The sequence below is a fragment of the uncultured Imperialibacter sp. genome (genome assembly GCF_963974565.1).
GTDB lineage: Bacteria > Bacteroidota > Bacteroidia > Cytophagales > Cyclobacteriaceae > Imperialibacter > Imperialibacter roseus.
The window spans coordinates 70,660-92,766 of sequence record NZ_CAXBCJ010000011.1 but is presented as its reverse complement, the minus strand read 5'-3'; the positions used below and the strand labels follow the sequence as shown (position 1 = coordinate 92,766).

Annotated in this window: 18 protein-coding genes; 11 read left to right on the top strand and 7 right to left on the bottom strand. The window is 47.0% G+C overall.

What is annotated here, in order from left to right; all coding sequences use genetic code 11:
- Positions 1–339 precede the first annotated feature (339 nt).
- Both AAC052_RS16555 and AAC052_RS16550 read right to left on the bottom strand, forming a co-directional pair.
- Complete coding sequence (locus AAC052_RS16555) at positions 340–1,863, bottom strand: hypothetical protein (RefSeq protein ID WP_339814674.1); 1,524 nt, start codon at positions 1,861–1,863, stop codon at positions 340–342.
- Positions 1,864–2,354: 491 nt separating this feature from the next.
- A complete protein-coding gene (locus AAC052_RS16550) occupies positions 2,355–3,266 on the bottom strand; it encodes a sugar phosphate isomerase/epimerase family protein (protein ID WP_317492094.1) in 912 nt (303 codons plus the stop codon).
- Between the two features lie 149 nt (positions 3,267–3,415).
- Between AAC052_RS16550 and AAC052_RS16545 the strand changes: the two genes are divergently transcribed.
- The 5 genes from AAC052_RS16545 (at position 3,416) to AAC052_RS16525 (ending at position 8,271) form a co-directional block, all read left to right on the top strand.
- Positions 3,416–4,261, top strand: coding sequence for a ChbG/HpnK family deacetylase (locus tag AAC052_RS16545; RefSeq protein ID WP_339814671.1), 846 nt, complete (start codon positions 3,416–3,418; stop codon positions 4,259–4,261).
- A 65-nt stretch (positions 4,262–4,326) separates the two neighbouring features.
- Entirely contained in the window at positions 4,327–5,901 is a 1,575-nt protein-coding gene (locus tag AAC052_RS16540) for an aldehyde dehydrogenase (NADP(+)) (RefSeq protein ID WP_339814670.1), read from the top strand.
- Entirely contained in the window at positions 5,898–7,133 is a 1,236-nt protein-coding gene (locus AAC052_RS16535; RefSeq protein WP_339814669.1) for a DUF6786 family protein, read from the top strand. Before AAC052_RS16540 ends, AAC052_RS16535 begins: the two co-directional genes overlap by 4 nt.
- A complete protein-coding gene (locus AAC052_RS16530) occupies positions 7,130–7,975 on the top strand; it encodes a fumarylacetoacetate hydrolase family protein (protein ID WP_339814668.1) in 846 nt (281 codons plus the stop codon). Before AAC052_RS16535 ends, AAC052_RS16530 begins: the two co-directional genes overlap by 4 nt.
- Positions 7,976–8,061: 86 nt before the next feature.
- Complete coding sequence (locus AAC052_RS16525; protein ID WP_317492099.1) at positions 8,062–8,271, top strand: hypothetical protein; 210 nt, start codon at positions 8,062–8,064, stop codon at positions 8,269–8,271.
- 119 nt (positions 8,272–8,390) lie between these two features.
- Here AAC052_RS16525 and AAC052_RS16520 read toward each other — a convergent pair whose 3' ends face one another.
- From AAC052_RS16520 to AAC052_RS16500, 5 genes are all read right to left on the bottom strand, one after another.
- The gene (locus AAC052_RS16520; RefSeq protein WP_339814667.1) at positions 8,391–8,966 is read right to left on the bottom strand and encodes a T9SS type A sorting domain-containing protein; all 576 of its coding nucleotides are present in this window, start codon (positions 8,964–8,966) and stop codon (positions 8,391–8,393) included.
- Positions 8,967–9,050: 84 nt separating this feature from the next.
- The gene (locus AAC052_RS16515) at positions 9,051–12,260 is read right to left on the bottom strand and encodes a choice-of-anchor tandem repeat GloVer-containing protein (protein ID WP_339814666.1); all 3,210 of its coding nucleotides are present in this window, start codon (positions 12,258–12,260) and stop codon (positions 9,051–9,053) included.
- 576 nt (positions 12,261–12,836) lie between these two features.
- Positions 12,837–13,247 (bottom strand): alternative ribosome rescue aminoacyl-tRNA hydrolase ArfB, encoded by a 411-nt coding sequence (gene arfB, locus AAC052_RS16510; RefSeq protein ID WP_339814664.1) that lies wholly within the window; start codon positions 13,245–13,247, stop codon positions 12,837–12,839.
- Between the two features lie 11 nt (positions 13,248–13,258).
- On the bottom strand, positions 13,259–13,948 hold the full coding sequence (locus AAC052_RS16505; protein WP_317492102.1) for a DUF1080 domain-containing protein: 690 nt from the start codon (positions 13,946–13,948) through the stop codon (positions 13,259–13,261).
- Between the two features lie 137 nt (positions 13,949–14,085).
- Positions 14,086–14,373 carry an HPF/RaiA family ribosome-associated protein gene (locus AAC052_RS16500; RefSeq protein WP_317492103.1) on the bottom strand — a complete coding sequence of 96 codons (288 nt, stop codon included), beginning with the start codon at positions 14,371–14,373 and terminating at the stop codon, positions 14,086–14,088.
- Positions 14,374–14,643: 270 nt separating this feature from the next.
- Here AAC052_RS16500 and AAC052_RS16495 point away from each other — a divergent pair, with 270 nt between their 5' ends.
- From AAC052_RS16495 to AAC052_RS16470, 6 genes are all read left to right on the top strand, one after another.
- Entirely contained in the window at positions 14,644–14,898 is a 255-nt protein-coding gene (locus tag AAC052_RS16495) for a YtxH domain-containing protein (RefSeq protein WP_151996951.1), read from the top strand.
- Between the two features lie 285 nt (positions 14,899–15,183).
- Entirely contained in the window at positions 15,184–18,345 is a 3,162-nt protein-coding gene (locus AAC052_RS16490; RefSeq protein WP_339814663.1) for a PVC-type heme-binding CxxCH protein, read from the top strand.
- Between the two features lie 105 nt (positions 18,346–18,450).
- A complete protein-coding gene (locus tag AAC052_RS16485) occupies positions 18,451–19,335 on the top strand; it encodes a sugar phosphate isomerase/epimerase (protein ID WP_339814662.1) in 885 nt (294 codons plus the stop codon).
- Positions 19,336–19,445: 110 nt separating this feature from the next.
- Positions 19,446–20,615: a mandelate racemase/muconate lactonizing enzyme family protein gene (locus AAC052_RS16480; RefSeq protein ID WP_339814661.1), complete on the top strand. Its 1,170-nt coding sequence runs from the start codon at positions 19,446–19,448 to the stop codon at positions 20,613–20,615.
- A 2-nt stretch (positions 20,616–20,617) separates the two neighbouring features.
- Positions 20,618–21,103, top strand: a complete 486-nt coding sequence (locus AAC052_RS16475) for a VOC family protein (RefSeq protein ID WP_317492107.1) — start codon at positions 20,618–20,620, stop codon at positions 21,101–21,103.
- 4 nt (positions 21,104–21,107) lie between these two features.
- On the top strand, positions 21,108–22,070 hold the full coding sequence (locus AAC052_RS16470; protein WP_339814660.1) for a hydroxyacid dehydrogenase: 963 nt from the start codon (positions 21,108–21,110) through the stop codon (positions 22,068–22,070).
- The last annotated feature ends 37 nt before the right edge of the window (positions 22,071–22,107 follow it).

Below are 22,107 nucleotides of genomic sequence, written 5' to 3'. Positions count from 1 at the left end.
TATCGTTATTGAAAAATTCGCCACTCTGTAAAGATCAGGAAAAATCCAGACCCATAAAGGCATCTTTTTTAAAACATTTATAATATCTCCCAATAATAGTATCTCTTCAAGTGCTTTTTTCAGAAGGTTACAAATGCAGTGGTCTTTTGAAAGAAGTGTCGGCAGGTTTGGGCGATACTATAGTTTACTTTGTATTGAGTATATTATGTATCAATGTAGAGAAGCAAAAATGCCCGGAAACTAGCCGGGCACTTTTGTTAACTACATTTTTATATTTACCAAACTTACTAACAGCGCATGGTAGCTAGTGAGTTTATCGTCTCACCGAACCTACTCAGCTTATTTTTTTTCGGAGTTGCTCACGAAAGCCACTGATTTACTATCAGGCGACCACGAAGGCGTATTAATAGTCCCCTGCCCACCATATAAGTAGGCCAATACCTTTGACTCACCACCAGCTGCGGGCATAATTTTTAAAGTGACTCTTTTGTACGAAGGGTGCGAATCGACAGGAATGGTGGGTGGAAAAGAAATGTAAAGTATCCACTTGCCATCAGGCGACACGTGCGGGAACCAGTCATTATTTTCATCGAAAGTCAACTGCTCGTTTCCTGTGCCGTCAGGTTTCATTCGCCACAGCTGCATGGTACCCGACTGAGAGCCGTTGTAGTAAACATACTTTCCGTCAGGTGAGTACTCGCAACCATCTACGTGCCCCGAAGTGAATGTCGTCAACTGAGTCTCCACTTTCGTTTTGATATTGGCCTTATAAACATTGTAGATATTCCCCCCGTTTCTCTGAGCTACATAAACCAACTCTTTGTTGTTCGGAGCCCAGCCATGAAAGTAAGAAGGAGTTCCTTCCGTTATCAGTTCGGGTGTTCCTCCTTCCAGCGGCAGCACATAAACAGTGGAGCCTCCACCAGGAAGTCCATCCCTGTGGCTGCTTACTGCAAGCAGCTTGCCATCAAAGGAGATGCCGTGGTCATTGTTATTTCTTTTCAAATCACCGGTGTTCAGTTTTTTTGGCTCTCCACCAGCAATGGCCATGGTGTATATTGACCCATCCATGTTGAACAGCAGCTCCTTACCGTTAGGCATCCAATTTGGCGCTTCAAAGCGACCATCCTTTTCGTAAACAACGGTTCTTTTTCCATCTGCGATGGTCATTGTTTCCATGCGACAACCAAGCCATCCGTCTCGCCCTGGGTTGTAATTGTCGGCCACTGGCTTGTCGATCCTCACATTCCAGGCAATGCCTTCTTCAATCACTTCAGGGTTATGCGAGCCCACGAATATGCCCGCAAATACTTCATCTGGCATATATGGCATCACGTGAGAGCCAATCATCTGAAGTGGCTCTCCAAAATGTGCAGCTCTCATGATCAATTCCTTGCCAGAGCGCTCAAGTTGGATTATCGTGTAATTACTTTTTGGAGAAAAAATCTCGTCTTCTGGATCACGCATAAAAGCTCCCCTCAATTCCCTCCACTGAAGAACCGTTAGCCCGTCGCCATGAAGGGTGGCACTAACGTGTGCTGCCTTCTCGCCCAATGACTCCCTCACCATCCACCCAATTTTGCGGTGTGGGTCGACGCCTGCTCCATTGAAACCAAAATTGGCCGTCAGGATAAAATCACCTTTTAGCTTTTGGTGAGCAAAGTGAAATTCGTCTCTTTCAAACCAAATATTGTACCCCGCACCTTTGATGGAATAGGTTTGTGTTTGCTCGTTGTAGGTAGCACCCCCTTTATTTTTTGGGTTCCCTACATCCCCGTGGTCAGAAAATATTCCGACGGGATTTTGGGCGTTTGTTATGCCAATTGTTAGCAAAAAGCTTAATGCAAGTAGTTTAATTCTCATAGTGCTGTTCTTAAAGTTTAATTACCCAGGCAGATCTGGAGTGACAATGGAAGCGGCATCTGCGATCGAGTGCGCTTTTGGTCTGTCACGGTAAAGGTGGATACATTTCGGCCAACCATTCGATGACTGATGTAACAATGTCACTAGGCATTTTAATTTGTTGGAATCGGATTTGGAAGAGAACCAGCGAAATGAAAATCTGGGCAAAGCTATTTGTAACTTTCCCACGTGGTAAAAAGCTCTAATCCAAGTTAAGCTTTCTTGCTCCGAAAAAATGTGTCACCTTTTAAAAATGAAAATGCTTCCCTTTCGTATTTGGTGGGAGTAAACAAACAAGAACCATAAACGAGTATAAATACATGGAAAGAGGGCGGGGATTACCCGCCCCTTTTTCTTTTAACAGTTGGTGTCAGTAAATTATAGTATTTGGGAGCCAAAGGTGTATTTGACAGACCCAAGCTCCAGTTTAACGTAGCTGCCCTCACTTGCCCTTAGCTCGACAAAACCCCGTTCAGCTTATCGTATAACGCTTTTACCTTTTGCTTTGGGTCGCCGGCACCTAGCGTTTCGATGGGTAAGTAACCCTTATAGTCCGATGCTCTGATGATATCTATCAGCTTTTTCAAATCCGTCTCTATTTCCTCGCCCTCTACAAAAATCAATTCCTTAATCTGCCAGTTGACTGCATAAGGAATGGTCTTCTCAATTTCCTCATAGGGATCCCCTACCCGGTAACTTCCCGTGTCCAAAATAAGTCCGAACCATTCAGAGTCAACCATCTCCATTATCTTTGTAACGTGCTCTGCAGTTTTGATAAAGTCGTTATGGTTTTGAATGGCCACTGTTACGCCAAACTTCTTGCCATGGTCAATACATTCCTGAATGTCTTTCACCATCCAGGCGGCAACGTTGTTCCATGAAAACCCGTCGGGCACTTTGGCACCTGCAAAAATCCTGATCACAGGAGCCCCGAGTTTAGCGGCCGCTTCAATCCAATTTTTTACCAGCTTTACTTCTTCCTTTCTTTTTTCAGGATCGGCCAGCGTAAAATCGTTGCGAACACCGGTGCCGCTTATGTCCAGCCCCAACCGAAAAGCGTGCCTCTTGATCTCAAACAGGTAGTCGTCTGGCGGCACATTGGGGTAGCCTTTGAAATAATAAGCAGTAATATCCACAGCCGCAAAACCAACTTCTGAACAGTACTCCAGCATATCGTGCACATCCATACTGCCATCGGTAAGTGGCGCATTGAAGGAAAATGCATTGAGACTGATTTTCAACTGAGAAGCTTTTGCAGACCTGCCCGCAATGTGCTGCGCCAAAAGCGTTGGCGTTGAGGCAAAATTCACTGCCGATAACGCAGATAGGCCTAGTGCACCCTTCAAAAGCTGTCTTCTTTTCATGCTATTTATCATGGCTGGGGTATTCTTCAATGAGCTGTTCACACTTTTGCACATCAGCGCATTCTCTAAATTAATAAACTTCCATTATTTTACACCTCATTAATGCGTTATCTTAGCATTACATATTTCTAAACCTACAAAAACTGAGCATGATCAGACTATTTCAACTAGCCTTCTCACTTCTTCTTTTCACCGGTAGCATCCACCTTTCAGCGCAACGCTTAATCGTTCGTGGAGACGACATGGGATTCTCTCATAGTGGCAATGTAGCACTAATTAAGACCTTTAAGGAAGGCATAGAAACATCAATCGAAGTGATTGTTCCATCGCCATGGTTTCCTGAGGCCGTCAAGATGCTGGAGGAAAACCCAGGTATTGACGTCGGCATTCACCTGGTGCTCACCAGCGAGTGGGACAATGTGAAATGGCAGCCGCTGACCGATGCGCTAAGCCTTCGAAACAAGGACGGATACTTCTTTCCAATGATATGGCCCAATAAAAACTATCCGGGGCAAGCAGTGCTGGAAAACGAATTCAGCCTCGATGACATTGAAAAAGAGTGGAGAGCACAGATAGAACTTGCAAAGAAAATGATTCCCAGGCTCAGTCACATCTCGGGCCATATGGGCTGCACAAACCTAAACGATGAAGCGGCCGCCATTGCCAAAAAGCTGGCTATAGAATATGATATCGATATTGATACGCAGAAATTGGGCGTGCAGGGTGCCAGGTACGAGGGAGCACATGGCACGCTAGCGGAAAAGAAAGAAAGCTTCAGCAAAATGCTCAACAAGCTGGAAAAGGGAAAAACTTATATGTTTGTGGAGCATCCGGGCATCGACACGCCCGAGCTGAGGGCAATTTCGCACATTGGTTATGAGAATGTGGCCGAAGACCGTCAGGGTGTAACTGACCTTTGGATAGACGAAGAAATCAAAACGCTAATAAAGAAAAAGGGCATTCAGCTTATCAGCTACAAAGACCTTGTGAAATAGTGCTGAATGGAATCCCGCAATAGTTTTAATTAATTTTACTTACGAAAAGACACCATCATTTATTCATGCAGTTAACAGGAAAGAATTTAATCGGAAATAAACTATCAGGTATCAATCCTCAAAGCTTCAAAGGGCACGGCGGGCACTCAGGCATCGCATTCCACGAAGCAACAGTCGGAGAAGTCGATCAGGCTGTAGCCATTGCCCATAAGGCTTTTGGCAGCTACAAAAACACATCAGGCGTAGAAAGAGCTATCTTTCTTGAGCGCATCGCTCAGCTAATCGACGAAAACAAGGGCGAATTAGTAGCCATCGCCATGACGGAGTCACGACTGCCTGAGGGAAGGCTCATGGGAGAAACAGGACGTACTACAGGCCAGTTGAAGCTATTTGCCTCTCTTCTTAGAGAAGGCTCATGGGTCAATGCCATGATCGACCCGGCCATTCCTGACCGCCAGCCACTGCCTAAACCTGACGTGCGCCAAATGCAAAGACCACTTGGTCCGGTGGCTGTGTTTGGCGCCAGCAATTTTCCATTTGCATTTTCCACCGCTGGCGGCGACACCGCATCTGCGCTCGCCGCAGGTTGCCCAGTTGTGTGCAAAGCACATCCGGGTCACCCTGCTACTTCCGAGCTGGTGGCTTCGCTCATTGCGCAAGCTGCCAATGACACAGGCATGCCAGAGGGCGTTTTCTGTCACCTACAAGGCGAGGGTTATGAGGCAAGCGTTCACCTGGTCTCTCATCCGGCGATAAAGGCAGTAGGGTTCACCGGTTCGCTTGGCGGAGGCAGAGCCCTCTTCAATGCTGCCGCCAAGCGAAACGAACCAATTCCGGTTTATGCTGAAATGGGCAGTGTGAATCCTGTATTTGTATTGCCAGAAATATTGGAAAAAGAAGCCACTGCACTTGGGCAGAAGCTGGCTGGCTCTAACCTAATGGGTGCCGGGCAATTCTGCACCAACCCTGGTGTGATTGTCGCTGTAAAGTCGAAGGCCCAGGAGCAATTTACTGAAGCCTTCAAAACGGCCCTTGAGGCGGCCTCTGCCGACAACATGCTCACCGACAAAGTATTTAGTGGCTACTGCAGCAACCTCGGCAAAATGGCTTCGCTGCGGGGCGTTACCCAGCTCGTCGGCGACTTAACCGCAAAAGAAGGTGTTGCTGCTATCCCACACATGTTTCAGGTAGAAGCAAGTGCCTTTATCAACAACCCCGACTTGCAAGAGGAAGTATTTGGGCCGAGCTCATTGCATGTGGTGGCCGACAATGCCGCACAAATGAAGCAAGTGGCTGATATCCTTCACGGACAGCTCACAGCAAGCGTTTGGGGCACAGAAAAGGACATGAAAGGGCATTCGGAGCTGATAGGAACCCTTGAAAGTAAGGCTGGAAGGGTGATTTTCAACGCACCTCCAACAGGTGTGGAAGTAACCTATGCCATGGTGCATGGCGGCCCCTACCCGGCTACCACCGACAGCAGGTCTACTTCGGTAGGCACCAACGCTATTTATCGTTTCACAAGAGCAGTGTGTTATCAGGGCTATCACCAGGCACTGCTACCTGAGGCGCTGCAAGATGCAAATCCATTGTCCATCACTAGAAAGGTAAACGGTCAGTTTACCGATAAAGCGCTATGAAAAAGCTCATTCCCTGCCTCATTGGTCTCTGGGCCCTGGCGGGGTGCAGCCAAACAGTTAATGAAAACAAGGAGAAAGCGATGCCAGCTAAGGGAACCTTTGCTTATGATTCTGCTTTCCTGAAAGCCAACACGTCCTCGGTTTACGAACTAAAATCGCCTGACGGGCAGGCAAGGGTGCTGCTTTCAGCTGACTATCAGGGTCGGGTAATGACCAGTACTGCCACAGGCGCTTCTGGTAACAGCTACGGCTGGCTCAACTACAACCTGATTGAGGCAGGCGACTGGAAGAAGCAATTCAATCCCGTGGGTGGTGAAGAACGCTTTTGGCTAGGGCCGGAAGGTGGTCAGTTCTCGGTGTACTTTAAAGGTGGAGATTCCTTCGAAATCGGCAACTGGCAGGTTCCCGCCATCATTGACACGGTGGCCTACCCTGTTGTTTCCGCTACTGAAGATGAAGTAATCTTCGGAATTGAAGCGAGCGTCACCAACTATAGCGGAACCGTATTTGACCTGGCCATCGAACGAAGTGTTCGGTTGTTGTCGCAGGAGGCGCTGGCTGCTAGCCTTGGTGTTACTTGGGGAGAAAGCCTGAAGTGGGTTGGCTATGAAACGGCGAACCGTATTATCAACAAAGGAGCCAATCAATGGACAAAGGACAGGGGTCTCCTATCCATCTGGCTGCTGGGCATGATGACGCCATCACCCGAAACCATGGTGATTATTCCTTTCAAGCCAACTGAAGGAGCGAAAGACCATATCACTGATGACTATTTCGGGGAAATACCAGCAGAAAGGCTAACAGTAACGGACAGCGTGATCTATTTCCAGTGCGACGGCCTTTACCGGAGTAAACTTGGCTTGTCGCCTGCCATTGCCAAGCCAATAGCTGCCAGTTTCGACATTGCAAAGAATATTCTAACCATCATCAAGTTTCCGGTCGAGCCAAACGGCGCCTATGTAAACTCAAAATGGGAAATGCAGGATGAGCCTTTCAAGGGCGACGTTGTAAACTCTTACAATGATGGGCCAATGGCAGATGGCTCTCAAATGGGGCCTTTTTACGAAATTGAATCTTCGTCGCCAGCCAAAGAACTGGAGCCAGGCGAAGCGCAGGAACACAAGCAACTGACCTGCCATTTCGAAGGAGAATTCGAAAGCCTCAACAAATTATCTAAAACCCTATTGGGCATTGATCTAAACGATATAAAACGCAAGAAAACAACCCTATGAAACTTTATAAAACTTCCAATCGAATCATCGCCGAGTACGAAGGCCAGTCTTACCAAATCTCTGATAGCTGGGATCATGCCGTGAACCAAAGCAAGCTTCACGACCATCTGGTAAAACTGGTGAAATCTGCCAAGCCGCTTGAGTCTGGCATAAAAAAAGATTGGCTCAAGGATGGACTGAGCGCTCCCATTGGTAGTCAGGAGGTGTGGGCCTCCGGCGTTACCTACCTTAGAAGCAGAGATGCCAGAATGGAAGAAAGTAAAAGTGGCGGTGGATCTGATTTCTATCAGAAAGTATACGATGCCGACCGGCCGGAACTCTTCTTCAAGGCGTTGGCTCATAGGGTAGTTGGGCATGGAGGAGAAGTATATATCAGAAAGGACTCAACCTGGAACGTGCCTGAGCCGGAGCTCACTCTTTTTATCAATTCCAAAGGAGAAATTCAGGGCTATACCGTTGGCAACGACATGAGCAGCCGCAGCATCGAGGGAGAAAATCCACTTTATTTACCTCAAGCCAAGTCGTATGAAAAAGCCTGCGCACTTGGCCCCTGTCTTTACGTACCTAAAGAGCCTATTTCGCTGGATACCAATATTGTAATTTCTATCAAAAGAGGTGGAAACGAGGTCTTTCATGAAGAAATTCAGCTCAACAGAATGAAGCGCAAGTTTGACGAGTTGGTAGAATATCTATACAGGGCTTGCCACTTTAATCAGGGAGCCTACCTGATGACAGGCACGGGCATTATCCCTCCGAATGAGTTTACGCTACAGGCTGGCGACATGGTAAGCATCAGTATCGATGGCATCGGAACGCTGGAAAATGTGGTTGGGGTGATTTGATAACCACAATTTATGTCTGCTCATCTTAAGATGAAACTTTTCTCTTTGAGATAGAATTATTTCACAAACAAAAAGTAAATTGGAACATGAGCAGACATGAAGATTTTGAGAGAAAAATCAATAGAAGCCTCAATACTATGGAAGCTAAAATTTCCTATTTACATGAGGGTATGAGAGGGCTTCAGGATTCTTTTAAGGAATTTCACGAAGACATAACTGAATACATGGCCTTTTCGGCTGAAAAATATGCAGATCACGAAAAGCGTCTTGCTGCGCTTGAAAAGAAGGTGCAATAGACCGTCAACATTTTAAAAAATAACCTACTCCTTACTCCCTCCTCCACTTCTTCTTCTCACTTAGCTTTTTCTTGGCGTTAATATCCATGCGAAAAACAGCATCATATATCGAACCCACCTTAGTTTATCATTAGTTTCCTGGTGATGTTCGTTTGGTCTCCATCAATTCGAAGAAAATACAATCCTTTTGGAAGGTGGGAAACTGAGAATTCAATAGTGGATTCATTTGAGATATCTCCACTATAAATTAAATGCACTTGCGACCCGTTTGCTGATACCAAAGAAATGGTAAAATGCCCCTGACTTATCTCTTTGAATTTAATACTTGCATTTCCTGATGTAGGATTGGGGAAAGGATAAAAATTTGTTTCTTCCGAGAATAATAGAACACCGGCAACTGTATTTTCATCTATATCGTTGATTTGGATTGTCACAACGGCAGACGAAGAACCACCTTTTCCGTCGGTTACGTTCACCACCATTTCGATTGTTGGCAAGCGTTCGAAGTCAAGAAGGGCCGGACTTGCGACTTTGATTTGCCCGTTTAAAGAATTGATGCCAAATGCACCTTCATTGTCGGTGGATAAAATAGAAAAAGTAAGTATGTCCAACTCAGCATCTGATGCTTGAACAACACCGACGTCTGCTCCTTCTATGCTATTTTCATCGATAGAAAACGTTTGACTAAAAATCACGGGAGGGGTATTAAGGGTTGCTAATGGTCGTACGACCAGCGTTCGCTCAATTGAAGCAGCGGCAACGAAATTTTCACTTCCTTCTTAACTGGCTGTTATTGTGGAAGTACCCACTCCAATCACGGTAACAATTGAGCCCGAAATACTTGCAACTGATAAATTAGAAGACGAGTATAAAATTGGAAGTCCTGAATCAGAAGCTGCTTCAAGCTGAAAAGGCATTGCATCGACGGCTACAATTGATGACATTTCGAAAGTGATACTCTGCGCCGCTTTTGTCACAGAAAGGATTCCATTGAACAGGGCCAATTTATAGTTCGAGGAAACCCCTCCTGCCAATAAAATCGAGTAGTTGCCGACATTGCTTGTTGCATCTGCTGAGGTAGTTATCTCAGGCTCGGTAATATCTTCAACGTCATCTCCATTCACAAAACCTTGGTAACTGATACTCAGCGCTGGATTGACAGCGCCATATGCCCTGGATTGGTTGTCTGCAGTGGCCTTCAGCGCAGCTTTCGTTACTGTCAATTCCCCTGCTACCAACTCCAACTCATAGTTTGCCGCAGCACCTCCCGTCAGGGCAATTGGGTAGCTTGCAACGTCACTTGTGATCTCTGCTGAGGTAGTTATATCAGGCTCGGTAATATCTTCAACATCATCTCCATTCACAAAACCTTGGCAACTGATACTCAGCGCTGGATTGACAGCGCCATATGCCCTGGATTGGTTGTCTGCAGTGGCCTTCAGCGCAGCTTTCGTTACTGTCAATTCCCCTGCTACCAGCGCCAACTCATAGTTTGCCGCAGCGCCTCCTGAAAGAGTAATTGGGTAGCTCGCAACGTCACTTGTGATCTCGGCTGAGGTAGCTATCTCAGGCTCGGTAATTTCTTCAACATCATCTCCATTCACAAAACCTTGGTAACTGATACTCAGCGCTGGATTGGTAGAGCCATAGACCCTCGACTGGTCGTCCGCAGTGGCGATCAATGCAGCTTTTGTCACTGTAATAATTTGGCTTTTAGTGCCTAAAAAATAGAAATCATTTTCGGCCTGAGAGGCAGTAATTTCTACCTCACCTGAACCCACTAATGTAGCGACATCACCTTCGATGACAATGACATTGGTATTAGACGATGTATAAGTAACGTCGTTTTCTGTGGTTGAAGTGGCTGCCAACGTGAACGGCTGATCTCCATAGGTTTTGTCAGCCAAAGAAAAGCTTATTTCCTGATGCTGCTTCTCGAAAACGGCGATAAGGGATCCATAATACGGATTACCTCCCATATCTTCTGTGAAATCCAATTCTTTTACAAAGATCCCATCAAATTTATCAAGTGTAAATACGGTTCCATACCCATTTGCACCGCCGTTGTATGTCATACCCCATAGTTTCCCATGATATTCGAGTAAACTTCCGCCGGGGTATCTCCCAGTACTCTCATTAAAATCTACATGTTTAATATAATCGGAGCCATCAGTTGCCAGGGAGAATACTGCACCAAAATTGCCTTCACCTCCACCCCTTGTTAAACCCCAAAATCTCCCGTTGCTTTCGACAAGTTCTCCTGTTGGGCCGCCACCGTTGACGCCGTCAAACTCATGTTCAATTGAATAGTCACCGCCATCCCCAGATATGGAAAATACTACTCCATACTCGTTACTTCCACCCTGAGACGCCAACCCCCATAGTCTTTCACTCGCAGCGAATAAATTCCCATATACTCCAGTCCCGCTAGAATAGCTAAAATCATGAAGTTTGGTATAATTTGAGCCAGTAGGTTCGATTGAAAATATTACTCCCTTGTTGTTAACCCCCCCGGCAAATGTGCTTCCGAAAAACTTACCATCATTTTCAACCATACCTCCATATGGGATACCCCCGTCTATGCCATTAAAATCGTAAATCTTTGTAAACCCCGAGCCATCAGTATTTATAGAAAATATAACCCCTTTATGGTTGTTTCCGCCATAATATGTCACTCCCCACAGCTTGTCACCCTTCCTTACAAGGTTATTCCAGGGGAAAGCCCCATCAGTTGAAGTAAATTCGTGTATCTGAATAAAATTACTGCCATCGGAATCAACCGTGAAAATCGTCCCATATCCCTCAGCACCACCTTTCGCTGTCATTCCCCAAAGCTTTCCGTCTACATTCAACAGGCTGGCCATAGGATCAACACCTTCGTCGTTGTTGAAGGCATGTACTTTGCTAAAACCAGACCCGTCCTCATTGACAGAAAATATGGAACCAAAACTGGTGGTTGTTCCATAGGTTGTCATACCCCAAAGTTTCCCATTACTCAACGTCAAACTTCCGTGAGGAGCATGCCCCTCAAAAACGAAGTCGAAAACATGCTGAAGCGTAAAGTTGGATCCATCGTTATCGATTGAAAACAGATTTGGCGTTGAACCCCAAAGCTTTTCACCACTAACAGTCAGACTTCCTGTAGGATATCTTCCGCTTGTTCCGTCAAAATCGTAATCGCTCCTGTAGTCTGTTCCATCATTACTCATTGAGAACACAACTCCGTATCCAAAATCACCGCCTCCATAAGTAATGCCCCAAAGTCTATTCCCGCTTTCCACCAAATCACCATAAGGAGCAGCTCCCTCAATTAGATCGAAATCATAAACTTTGACCAATTCAAGTAGGTTCGAGTTAAGTTTGAAAATGACACCATTGTGGTTGTCACCACCCTGGGAAGTCATCCCCCAAAGTAAGCCCCCGCTCTCATATAGACTTCCATATGGAAAAGCTCCATTAGCGTCATCAAAATCTAACACTTTGGAATATACCTGAGAAAAAGGATCCAGATTAAATATCACTCCCATACTGTTCTCCCCACCCCCGTAAGTCATTCCCCACAGTCTATTGCCGCTTTCGACCAAACTGCCATATGGATTACTTCCGGTCGATTCATCAAAATCGTAGACCTTTTCAAATCCAGATCCGCTTAACTCCAAAGAAAATAAAACCCCAAAGTCATTTACACCACCAGCCGATGTCATGCCCCAAAATTTGCCTGAACTTTCAACCAAACTACCATGGGGCAAAGAACCATCTATCCCTGTAAAATCATGCACTCTTGTAAACCCTGAGCCATCAACATTTAGGTGAAAAATAGACCCTTCATCGGCCACTCCTCCCCTAGATGTCATTCCCCACAGTTTCCCACCACTCTCAATGAGGTGTCCATATTGTGCATATCTTTCAGTACTAAAGTCGACCCATTTCTCTGTAGAAAGGTCGCTGGGATCCAAAGCAAAAATTGATCCTCCACCCAAGGTACCCATGCCGACCAGTTTTGTCTGGGAAAAACAGACAGATCCCTTCAGGATAAAAAGAACACAAGTCACCAAAGCCGCTTTACCTATACTGGGAAAAATATTTACCATAGTACCGAGAAAGCGGAAAAGTCTAATTCGCATTTGGGAAATTTTAAGTGTATCCATCGATGGAGCTGTTTCTGGCTCAGAATATGAATACGGACCTGGGCACATCAATACTTTCCATACTTTTGGCTATCGCTATTCACTGAAATTATTACTGTCAGTCTATTGACAATAGACTAAATGTCGACTGAAACAACAGCGATTTTTACCACACTTCAATTTTAAGATCAGCTTCTCAGTACTAAAAATGGATTCACGGAATAGTGGATGTACGTTTTGAAATGAACTAAAAATAAGGAATAAAAATACGCTAAAGAACCATCCCACATAAGTTGATAAAATAAATATAGCCTGTTTGGTAGATATTTAGGGGATGTCACAAATAAAAAAATACAAAAATTGGAGCACTACCACCAATATCATGTCAGAGAGTACCGAAACTGTTCACCTAACACGGCAAACCTTACTCCTTACTCCTTACTCCCTCCTCCACTTCTTCTTCTCGCTTAGTTTTTTCTTGGCGTCTATGCGTCTCTGCACCGCCGCCTTGCCGGGTTTGGTAGGCTTACGGGCTTTCTTTCGCTCAAACGCTTGCTGTATCAGCGAAGAAAGTTTCCTTATTACCTCCTCTTTGTTTTTCAGTTGGGAGCGACTCTCATGCGAGCTCAGCAATAGTTCACCCTCCTTTGTTAGTTTGTTGGCCAGCTTGCTAAGAAGAATGGCCTTCTGTTCGTCGCTGATTATTGCCGACTCCTGGATGCTCCACCTCAAGGTGAACTTCGTGCTGACTTTGTTTACATGCTGCCCACCCGGCCCGCCACCAGTGGTCGCCGAGAAAACCAGTTCCGTAAGAATGTCTTGTATAGCCGGAGAGGCAGGATAGCTCATTGCACTTTGGATTACTCGCTTAGCTTTTCAATGGGTTGAAGTGTTACTTTTCGGAACTCTACCTCTGAGCCTTCGGCCTGTAACGCAATCTGGCCTTCACTTGCCGTGCAGCCGTAGCCATGGTTCACAAGGTCATCATTCACCCACACTTTGATTTCTCTGTCAAGGCATTCAACCACCATTTTGTTCCATTCACCCACCGCATTTTCCGAGCCGTCGGTCAAATTCACTATGCGGCGCAGCATGCCTTCCGAAGTTCCCCACTTGGCCGGGTCTCCTCTCCTTGCTTCCATATTATCTACCTTAATATCCTCTCTGATGCACCAGAAGTCACCGGCATTTTCATGCATCAACTGGGCTTCTATGGACTTTGGGAACATATCGTAGAGCAGGCGTGGCGTAGAAGCATGCAAAATTACACCACAGTTGCCCGGCTCGCCTGCAAAGCGGTACTGTACCTCCAGCCTGTAGTTGGAGTAAACCTTATCAGTGATAATATGCCCCTGCGGCTCAGCAAGGCTTACCAGCATGCCGTTTCTAACAATGAATGGGCTCGGCACCGTGTCGTTGTTATCCATAGCAGGCACATCGATATGCCAGCCAGTAAAGTCTACGCCGTTGAAAAGGCTAACAGGTTCAGTCTCTTTTTTGGAACAGGCAAAAAAGAAAACAAGGGCTAACAGGATTAAGATTTGCTTCATGCTTGCATTTTTTTTCAAAGTAGTCCCATTTAAGGCACATTCAAAAATATAAAAGGAACGCCAATACCCGGATAAAAATAAAAGCAAGGCTTCGTAAACCTTGCTTTTATTTGGGTTCTAACTATTACAAGTGCTTCTTATGCATGTTTCCAGCGTTTCAGCTGATGCTTAAGCGCATCTACACTCAGGGTCACTGCCTCTTCGAATGAATCGGCGTGCTTAGAGGCAAAAAGATCATTTCCAGGTAAAGAAACCTTTATTTCGCAAACCTTATTCTCTTTGTTATCAAACTTATCAAGTTTAAGAAACACCCGGCTTTCAACGATCTGATCGCTAAGGGTTTCAAGCTTTTCGACATGCAACTTCACAAAATCAGTCAGTGAATCTTTTGCGTTAAAATTAGGGGTTTCAATGATCGTTTTCATAGCATAACTATTTTAAGGGACATTTTCGGAGCCTTTGTGTCTCCGTTCGAAAGCCAAGATATCAGAGGCTTCCCGGTTCAAATATGACACGATTTAACGAGACTGATGATTAATGTCACCTGGTTTTCGGAATTAATTTTTGGGCACAAAAATTCTTCCGGCTACTTGCCTTCCCAGGCACGACAAAGCTCATCTCGCCGTGTTGACCGAAGTCAGTGCCTTTGAAGTAGTCGTGTAGTACCTTAGTTGGGTAACTAAATCACTAAGGCTATGACAACAGGAAAAGCATTATTGGGCGTGGTAGCCGGGATGGCTGCCGGTGCTGCTTTAGGGTTGCTTTTTGCTCCGGAAAAAGGCGAAAAGACAAGGAAAAACATTGTTGACAAAAGCGAAGATTTGGCAGGAACACTCAATCACAAAATTGAACGAAAATTCAATGAGCTAATGGATTCGGTCAACGCCAAACTTGGTAAAGGCAAGCTGGTTAACAGCTCTGCGCCACTGGAGCATGAAAACGTCAACTAGGAGACGCACTCGAGGTTTTAAATTATTCCTAAGCAAAGGGTGCCGTTTGAAAAAAAGAGGGGCGTTAGGTTAGCCACAATTGGTTGATCTGATGTCCCTTTTTTGATTTCCTCTGCTACCAGGCTTTATGGACTTCAGCAGCCTTTCACGCCAAAATGCCCCTCCTGTAAATTGCCTCCAATAAGTTGCTCGAAAAGTAATGCGCTTTAGTAAATTCGGTTAATTTAGCCGAACATACCCTCGTTGGGTATTTGATGATTTCATTGCATACTACACTCTTAAACTATGACTTACAAGCCGACAATAGCACTCCTGAAAGCTATCATCGCACCTCTGTCGTTTATCCTGCTATTTAGTTTTGGCTGTCAGCCCGAGAAGCCTTTTCTCAAGATTTCACAAGGAGCACATATCAGCCTTATTGGTAACAACCTCTGCTCCCGGATGATGAACTATGGGCATTTTGAAACAGAGATGCAGCTCAGGTACCCCGATTCAGAGTTGTACATAAGAAATATGTGCGACGGTGGCGACACGCCCGGGTTCCGGCCCCATTCCGGCAGGGTCTCTCCATGGGCGTTTCCCGGCGCTGAGAAATTCCAAACGGATTTGGCGCAAAACTCTGGCAGCGAAGGACATTTCGAAACCCCCGATGAGTGGCTGGCCAGGCATAAAACGGATATCATCATCGCCTGCTTTGGCTTTTCTGAATCTTACGCCGGGCCCGAAGGTGTGGATAATTTCAAGGCCGAGCTTTCTGCTTTCATAGAGCATACACTCTCCCAAAAATACAACGACTCCATCCCTCCTCAGCTGGCGCTGGTTTCGCCCATTGCCTTTCAGGATCTTTCCGACAAATATGATCTCCCTAACGGAGATCAGGAAAACAGGAACCTGAGTCTCTATGCAAACGCCATCAAGGAAGTGGCGCTGCAATATCAGGTGCTATTTGTCGACGCTTTTGGGCCTACGCAACAGTGGTTTGCTGAAGAACAATTGACAATTGATGGATTGCAGCTCAATGATGCAGGCTATCAAAAATTTTCGAAGCTATTGGTAGATGAAACCTTTGGAAAAAAAGAAGTAAAAAATGAAGACCTGAGAGCCTCAGTAAAGGAAGCGGTACTTGAAAAAAACTGGTTTTGGCACAACGATTACAAAATCCCCAACGGCGTCCATGTTTTTGGCAGAAGATACCGTCCGTTTGGCAATGAAAATTATCCGGAAGAGCTTATCAAGGTACGTCAAATGACTGCTATCAGGGATACCGCTATTTGGAAAGCTTTGAAAGGTGAAAAGCATGACCTGGCGGCTGCAGACGCAAAAACCCAAAAGCTAACGCCGATAGAAACGAACTACACACTCACCGACAATGTGAGGTATTTGTATGGCGAGGAGCTCATGAGTCATTTCAAAATGGCACCAGGCTACAAAATTGAGCTGTTCGCCTCCGAAGAAGACTTTCCGGAGCTGGCCAACCCCTCTCAGATTTCCTTTGATAATAAAGGCAGGCTTTGGGTAGCAGTGATGCCCACCTATCCGCACTACAAGCCCGGCGACGCCAGACCTGACGACAAGCTTATTATCCTGGAAGATACCGATGGCGATTTCAAAGCCGACAAGCTAACGGTGTTTGCCGACAAACTTCATATTCCGGCTGGCTTCGAATTCGCCCCGGAAGGCGTTTATATTTCCCAGGGAACCAATCTGAAGCTTTATACCGATACAGATGGCGACGACAAAGCCGATAAATCAGAAATTATCCTGAGTGGCTTCGACGACCATGATACTCACCACGTCATCAGCGCCTTTAGTGCCGACCCTTCCGGAGCCATTTATATGGGCGAAGGTGTTTTCTTGCATACCAATGTGGAAACACCTTATGGTACTGTACGGGCGACTAACGGTGGATTCTATCGCTACAACCCGCAAAGAAAGCGCCTGGAAAGAACCGCACAGCTTTCGATTCCCAATCCATGGGGTATCGCTTTTGATGAGTGGGGACAGAACTTCTTCGCTCACACTTCCGGCCCCGATGTCAACTGGATGATGCCCGGCTCGATCAAGTCAAAATATGGACTCGCCAACCCAGGCTCCAGAAACCTTATCGAAGAAAAACACAGGGTGCGCCCTACTTCAGGGTTGGAATTTGTTTACAGCAGGCATTTCCCGGACGAAGTACAAGGCGACATGCTGATCAACAATACCATTGGCTTCCTGGGCACCAAAATGCACCAGGTAATCGACGACGGCACAGGTTTCAAGACCAAACACCGGCTTGATCTTGTGGTCAGCGACGACCCCAATTTCCGCCCGGTGGATATGGAATTTGCGCCAGATGGCTCGCTCTACCTCGCCGACTGGCACAATGTGCTGGTAGGCCACATGCAGCACAATGCCCGTGATCCCCTGCGTGACCATGTGCATGGAAAAATTTACCGCATCACCTACCCTTCCCGTCCGCTAGTAACGCCGGCCAAAGTAGATGGAGCAAGCATTGAAGAACTGCTCGACAACCTGAAGCTACCTGAATACCGCACCCGCTACAGAAGCCGCAGAGAATTAAGAGAAAGAGACACCGAGAAAGTTTTGGCTGCCATCGAAAAATGGACGAATGAGCTCGACAAAACGGATCAAAACTATGAGAAGTTTCTTCTGGAAGGCCTTTGGGCATCGTGGGGCATGAATGCCATCGACCTCAAGCTGCTGAGAACGTTGCTCAAAGCTGACGACTATAAGGTAAGAACGGCCGCCGTTCGGGTGCTTCGTTACACTGGGCACCAGGTGTCTGAGCAGGCTGGCTTGCTGAAAATGGCTGCTGCCGACGAAAACAGCAGAGTTCGTCTGGAAGCCATTGTAGCCGCTTCGTGGCTCGATGACGATGCAGCCAAGGAGATTTTGGCAGTTGCAGCCGGGAAACCCCTGGACGATTGGATGGAAAAGCCGTACCAGGCCATATTGGATCACATGGTTCCCTACAAGCCTGAAGTGGCTGGCAACGAGCTGGTGCCACCAATGTTGTCGAAGGAAGAACAGCAGTTGTTCCTTGCCGGAAAGGAAATTTACATGAGGGATGGCTACTGCAACACCTGCCATCAGCCTGACGGAAAAGGTTTGGATGCCGCTGGATTTCCTCCATTGTCGGGTAACGAGTGGGTGCAGGGTAGCGAAGAACGACTGATCAAAATTACTTTGAAGGGCTTATATGGCCCGATAACGGTGGCCGGAAAGGATTATCCGGGTCAGGTGCCGATGACGCCGTTCGGGGGGCTACTGAACGACCAGGAAATAGCCGCTGTGCTCACCTACGTCCGAAGCTCATTTGGCAATTTGGCCGATGCTGTTACCCCTGAAAAAGTAAAAGAAGTACGTGAATCTTCAAGCAGCAAAACTGGCTTCTACACGCCTGAAGAATTACTGAAAGAGCATCCACACGAAAATGACAAGTAACTGATTTGGCCTGATTTCGGCTGAAGCCGGTGGATATTTCATAATTGACGATAAATTTACTGAAACTACTGTTAGATATATATTTTCAATCAATACCTACTTGCAATGAAGATTTCGATACACAACTGGATGCGGGCTGAAACCATTGAGGAAACCGTCAACCGGATTGCCAAACTGGGCTACGACAGCCTTGAAATTCAGGGAAGCCCCGAACTGTACGACACAAAAAAGGTAAAACGGCTGCTGGATGATGCAGGCATCAGTTGCTGGGGTTCCGTTACCCTAATGCTGGAGCTTCGTAACCTGTTGGCTAAGGACAACAAGCAACGGGCAGACTCAGTGCAGTATGTGAAAGACGTGGTGAGAATGGTGGCGGAGCTCGATGGCCACATGGTGTCGGTGGTGCCGTCTACAGTGGGGAAAATCTTGCCCGAAGGCAAACCCGAAGAAGACTGGAAATACGCCGTTGATAGCATGAAGCAGGTGTATGAGTATGCAGAAAGCGTTGGTATTCTGCTTGGCATCGAGCCTATCAACCGTTTTGAGACCTATTTCATCAACCGTGGCGACCAGGCGCTGGCGCTGGCAAAAGAAGTCGGCCCTAAGTGTGGTGTTTGCCTCGATACCTTCCATATGAACATTGAAGAAGACGAGATTTTGCCTGCCATAAGACGAGCCAAGGGTAAACTGATTGGCTTCCACGTGGCAGACAACAACCGAATGGCCCCTGGCATGGGTAAGCTGGATTGGGCGAGCATCGTCCAAACATTGGGTGAAATCGGATACGATGACGTGCTGTCCGTGGAGTTTTGCTCACCGCTCGACAGAACCCCGGCCAACCCCTATCCTAATTCCATTGACGAATCTCCTAAAGGATTGAGCCCCGAACAAAAGAAATTTCTGGAGGACCATGGCAGTTCAGCCGTCACCGACGAGTTCTACACGATGCTTACCCGAAAATCCATCGAAACGCTAAGGCCTCTGATTTAAATGAGAGCAATAATTGTAAAATCAAGATGTGTTAGCTACTGCCTGGCACTCACAAAGGCGGGGTGTTGAAAAACAGCCAGCGTAAGGGCCAATGAAAGAGACATAAAACTATGAAAATAAAAAACGTTGAAGCCTTCTGGCTTCGTTGCCCGATACCACCAGCCAAGCAGCACCGTTCGGACTACGGCCTGCTCACTGAATTCGACATGACCCTCGTGGTTGTCACAACAGAAAGTGGCTTGCAAGGTTTTGGCGAAGCCAAAGCCGCCGTGGGCTCCTCGGGCTCCTGCGCCTCCATCGTGAGCTGCGTAGAAAATGAGCTGAAACCAATTCTGGTAGGCCAGGACGTCCGCCATATTTCTCGTCTCTGGGAAATGATATACAACGGCACCCGTGACCATTATGCACTCAACAGAGGCCGCAAATTCCCTATCCTCGGCCGGCGTGGCCTCACCGTCTCGGCCATGAGCGGTGTGGACACCGCCTTGTGGGACATCAAAGGCAAAATGCTGGGCGTCCCCGTTGTCGAGTTACTGGGAGGAGCCTGCCGTGACAGCATGCCGGCCTATGCCAGCGGCGGTTGGGCAGGTGTCGATAAAATTGGTGAGCAACTATTGAGCTATACTGCAAAAGGCTTCAAAGGAGTGAAAATGCGGGTGGGGATTATGGACGATACCGTGCAGGAAAGTATCAAACGGGTAAAAGCCGCCAGAGAAGCACTCGGCGACAACATCAAATTAATGACAGATGCCCACGGCACCTTTAGCGTGCCTGAAGCCAAGCAGTTCTGCCGGGGCGTGGAAGACTGCAATCTTTACTGGTTCGAAGAGCCTATCAGTCCGGACAACAAAGTGGGAACTGCTGAAGTGCGGGCCTCTACGGCCATTCCGATAGCTGCTGGTGAAAGCGAATACACAGTGTTTGACGTGCGTGACCTGATCGACCTTAGAGCGCTGGATGTAGTGCAGCCCGACTCTGCCATCATTGGTGGCATTACCGAGGCCATGAGAACCGCTCACCTGGCCAATACCTATCAGCTTGAGCTGGCACCTCACTGCTGGGGATCCGCCTTTTCCTTTATGGCTGGTGTAAATGTGGCATTTGCAGCCCCTGCGGCAACCATCATTGAGTTCTCCCTTGGAGGCAACCCGATGATGTATGACCTGGTAGAAGAAAACATTGAGGCCATTGATGGCCAAATAGCGGCCCCAACTGCCCCTGGCCTGAGCCTCACACCCAACTGGGATTTCGTAAAAGAGTTTAAACAAACCGTTCGATAATTATGGCAAAAGCAATTGGAATTAACCACGTAGCCCTGATCGTGAAGAACCTGGAAGAGACCAGTAAATTCTACGAAGAAGAGCTGGGGCTGGAAGTCATTCCGGCTTTCTTGTTCGACTACCCAACAGCCTTTTTCAAAATCAACGCCACGCAGCAGCTTCACCTCACTGAATGGGAAGATGAGCATTCGTTCAGAGGGCATGTTTGTATGCAAGTGGACGACATCAACAAAATCTTCTGGCGCATGAAAGAGCTTGGCGTAATTGATACTTCTCCCTGGGGGAAAGTGCGTCAGCTACCAGACGGCCCTATTCAGATGTTTGTTCGTGACCCATCTGGCAACCTTGTAGAGCTTTCTTCACCCCCGGGCTTTGCCATTGATCCGAAAATTTTTGAGGACGAACTGTTCCAGGAAGGTATTTATGTTTCAGGCAGAAATGACTTCAGAGGCTATAAATCAAAAGACGCCACACTTTACCACAAGTAACCGTATGTACAATATCCTTCTACTGGAAACCGTGGCTGATGAAGCCCTGGATATCCTTGAAAAAGCAGCTGATGTCAATATCCTGGCAGCTTACGAACCTGGTTTTGATTTAACCGGCATTTCCAACCATACAGTAGACGGCATAATCACCCGGGGGAAAGGTCAGGTCAACCAGGCCCTAATGGACGCCTGCCCATCCTTGCAGGTGGCAGGTCGCTGTGGCGTGGGACTCGATAATTTGGACGTTGCCTATGCCACCTCCAAAGGCATTAAAATAGTGAATGCCCCCGGCTCCAACGCCCAAACAATTGCCGAGCACACCCTATCGCTGATGATGATGCTCCAACGGAACCTGTACAGATCAGTGGCGGAAGTAAAAGCGGGTAACTGGGCATGGCGCAACCAGTTTGAAGGTGACGAAATATATGGCAAAACCCTGGGCATTCTCGGCCTGGGCAACATTGGCAAGAAAGTGGCGGCCATGGGCGTTGCTTTTGGTATGAAGGTGATTTACTGGGATCAAGCTGAAGCTCCTAATGTACCCTACCCCTTCAAATCATTTGAAGAGGTAATTACCGAAGCGGATGTCATCACCCTCCATGTGCCGCTTTTACCTGCCACAAAGGAGCTTATCAATGCCGCAACACTCAGTAAGATGAAAAAAAGTGCCTTGCTGATCAACACCGCCCGTGGCCCGATCATCGATCAGCAAGCTTTATACGAGGCGCTCAAAACCGGAACCATCGCAGGCTTCGCAGCAGATGTGCTAACCGACGAACCTCCGGCCAAAGACGACCCTTTGCTCACTTTGCCCAACGTGCTCATCACCGCCCATGTCGGTAGCCTCACCAGCCGCACCTATACCAAAATGTGCGTAGACACTGTGAATAATGTGCTGGCCATTGTGAGAGGGCAGCAGCCAATGGAGGGATGCGTTTTTAACTGGAAGGAGTTGGGTGACAGCTAATTTGGGCAGAGTCAGAGAATGGCCTCTGAAAAAGGCT

Excerpts from the sequence above, each read along its gene's own strand:
- AAC052_RS16555 (WP_339814674.1), bottom strand. The coding sequence starts at position 1,863 with ATGAGAATTAAACTACTTGCATTAAGCTTTTTGCTAACAATTGGCATA.
- AAC052_RS16550 (WP_317492094.1), bottom strand. The coding sequence starts at position 3,266 with ATGAAAAGAAGACAGCTTTTGAAGGGTGCACTAGGCCTATCTGCGTTA.
- AAC052_RS16545 (WP_339814671.1), top strand. The coding sequence starts at position 3,416 with ATGATCAGACTATTTCAACTAGCCTTCTCACTTCTTCTTTTCACCGGT.
- AAC052_RS16540 (WP_339814670.1), top strand. The coding sequence starts at position 4,327 with ATGCAGTTAACAGGAAAGAATTTAATCGGAAATAAACTATCAGGTATC.
- AAC052_RS16535 (WP_339814669.1), top strand. The coding sequence starts at position 5,898 with ATGAAAAAGCTCATTCCCTGCCTCATTGGTCTCTGGGCCCTGGCGGGG.
- AAC052_RS16530 (WP_339814668.1), top strand. The coding sequence starts at position 7,130 with ATGAAACTTTATAAAACTTCCAATCGAATCATCGCCGAGTACGAAGGC.
- AAC052_RS16525 (WP_317492099.1), top strand. The coding sequence starts at position 8,062 with ATGAGCAGACATGAAGATTTTGAGAGAAAAATCAATAGAAGCCTCAAT.
- AAC052_RS16515 (WP_339814666.1), bottom strand. The coding sequence starts at position 12,260 with ATGGGTACCTTGGGTGGAGGATCAATTTTTGCTTTGGATCCCAGCGAC.
- arfB (WP_339814664.1), bottom strand. The coding sequence starts at position 13,247 with ATGAGCTATCCTGCCTCTCCGGCTATACAAGACATTCTTACGGAACTG.
- AAC052_RS16505 (WP_317492102.1), bottom strand. The coding sequence starts at position 13,948 with ATGAAGCAAATCTTAATCCTGTTAGCCCTTGTTTTCTTTTTTGCCTGT.
- AAC052_RS16500 (WP_317492103.1), bottom strand. The coding sequence starts at position 14,373 with ATGAAAACGATCATTGAAACCCCTAATTTTAACGCAAAAGATTCACTG.
- AAC052_RS16495 (WP_151996951.1), top strand. The coding sequence starts at position 14,644 with ATGACAACAGGAAAAGCATTATTGGGCGTGGTAGCCGGGATGGCTGCC.
- AAC052_RS16490 (WP_339814663.1), top strand. The coding sequence starts at position 15,184 with ATGACTTACAAGCCGACAATAGCACTCCTGAAAGCTATCATCGCACCT.
- AAC052_RS16485 (WP_339814662.1), top strand. The coding sequence starts at position 18,451 with ATGAAGATTTCGATACACAACTGGATGCGGGCTGAAACCATTGAGGAA.
- AAC052_RS16480 (WP_339814661.1), top strand. The coding sequence starts at position 19,446 with ATGAAAATAAAAAACGTTGAAGCCTTCTGGCTTCGTTGCCCGATACCA.
- AAC052_RS16475 (WP_317492107.1), top strand. The coding sequence starts at position 20,618 with ATGGCAAAAGCAATTGGAATTAACCACGTAGCCCTGATCGTGAAGAAC.
- AAC052_RS16470 (WP_339814660.1), top strand. The coding sequence starts at position 21,108 with ATGTACAATATCCTTCTACTGGAAACCGTGGCTGATGAAGCCCTGGAT.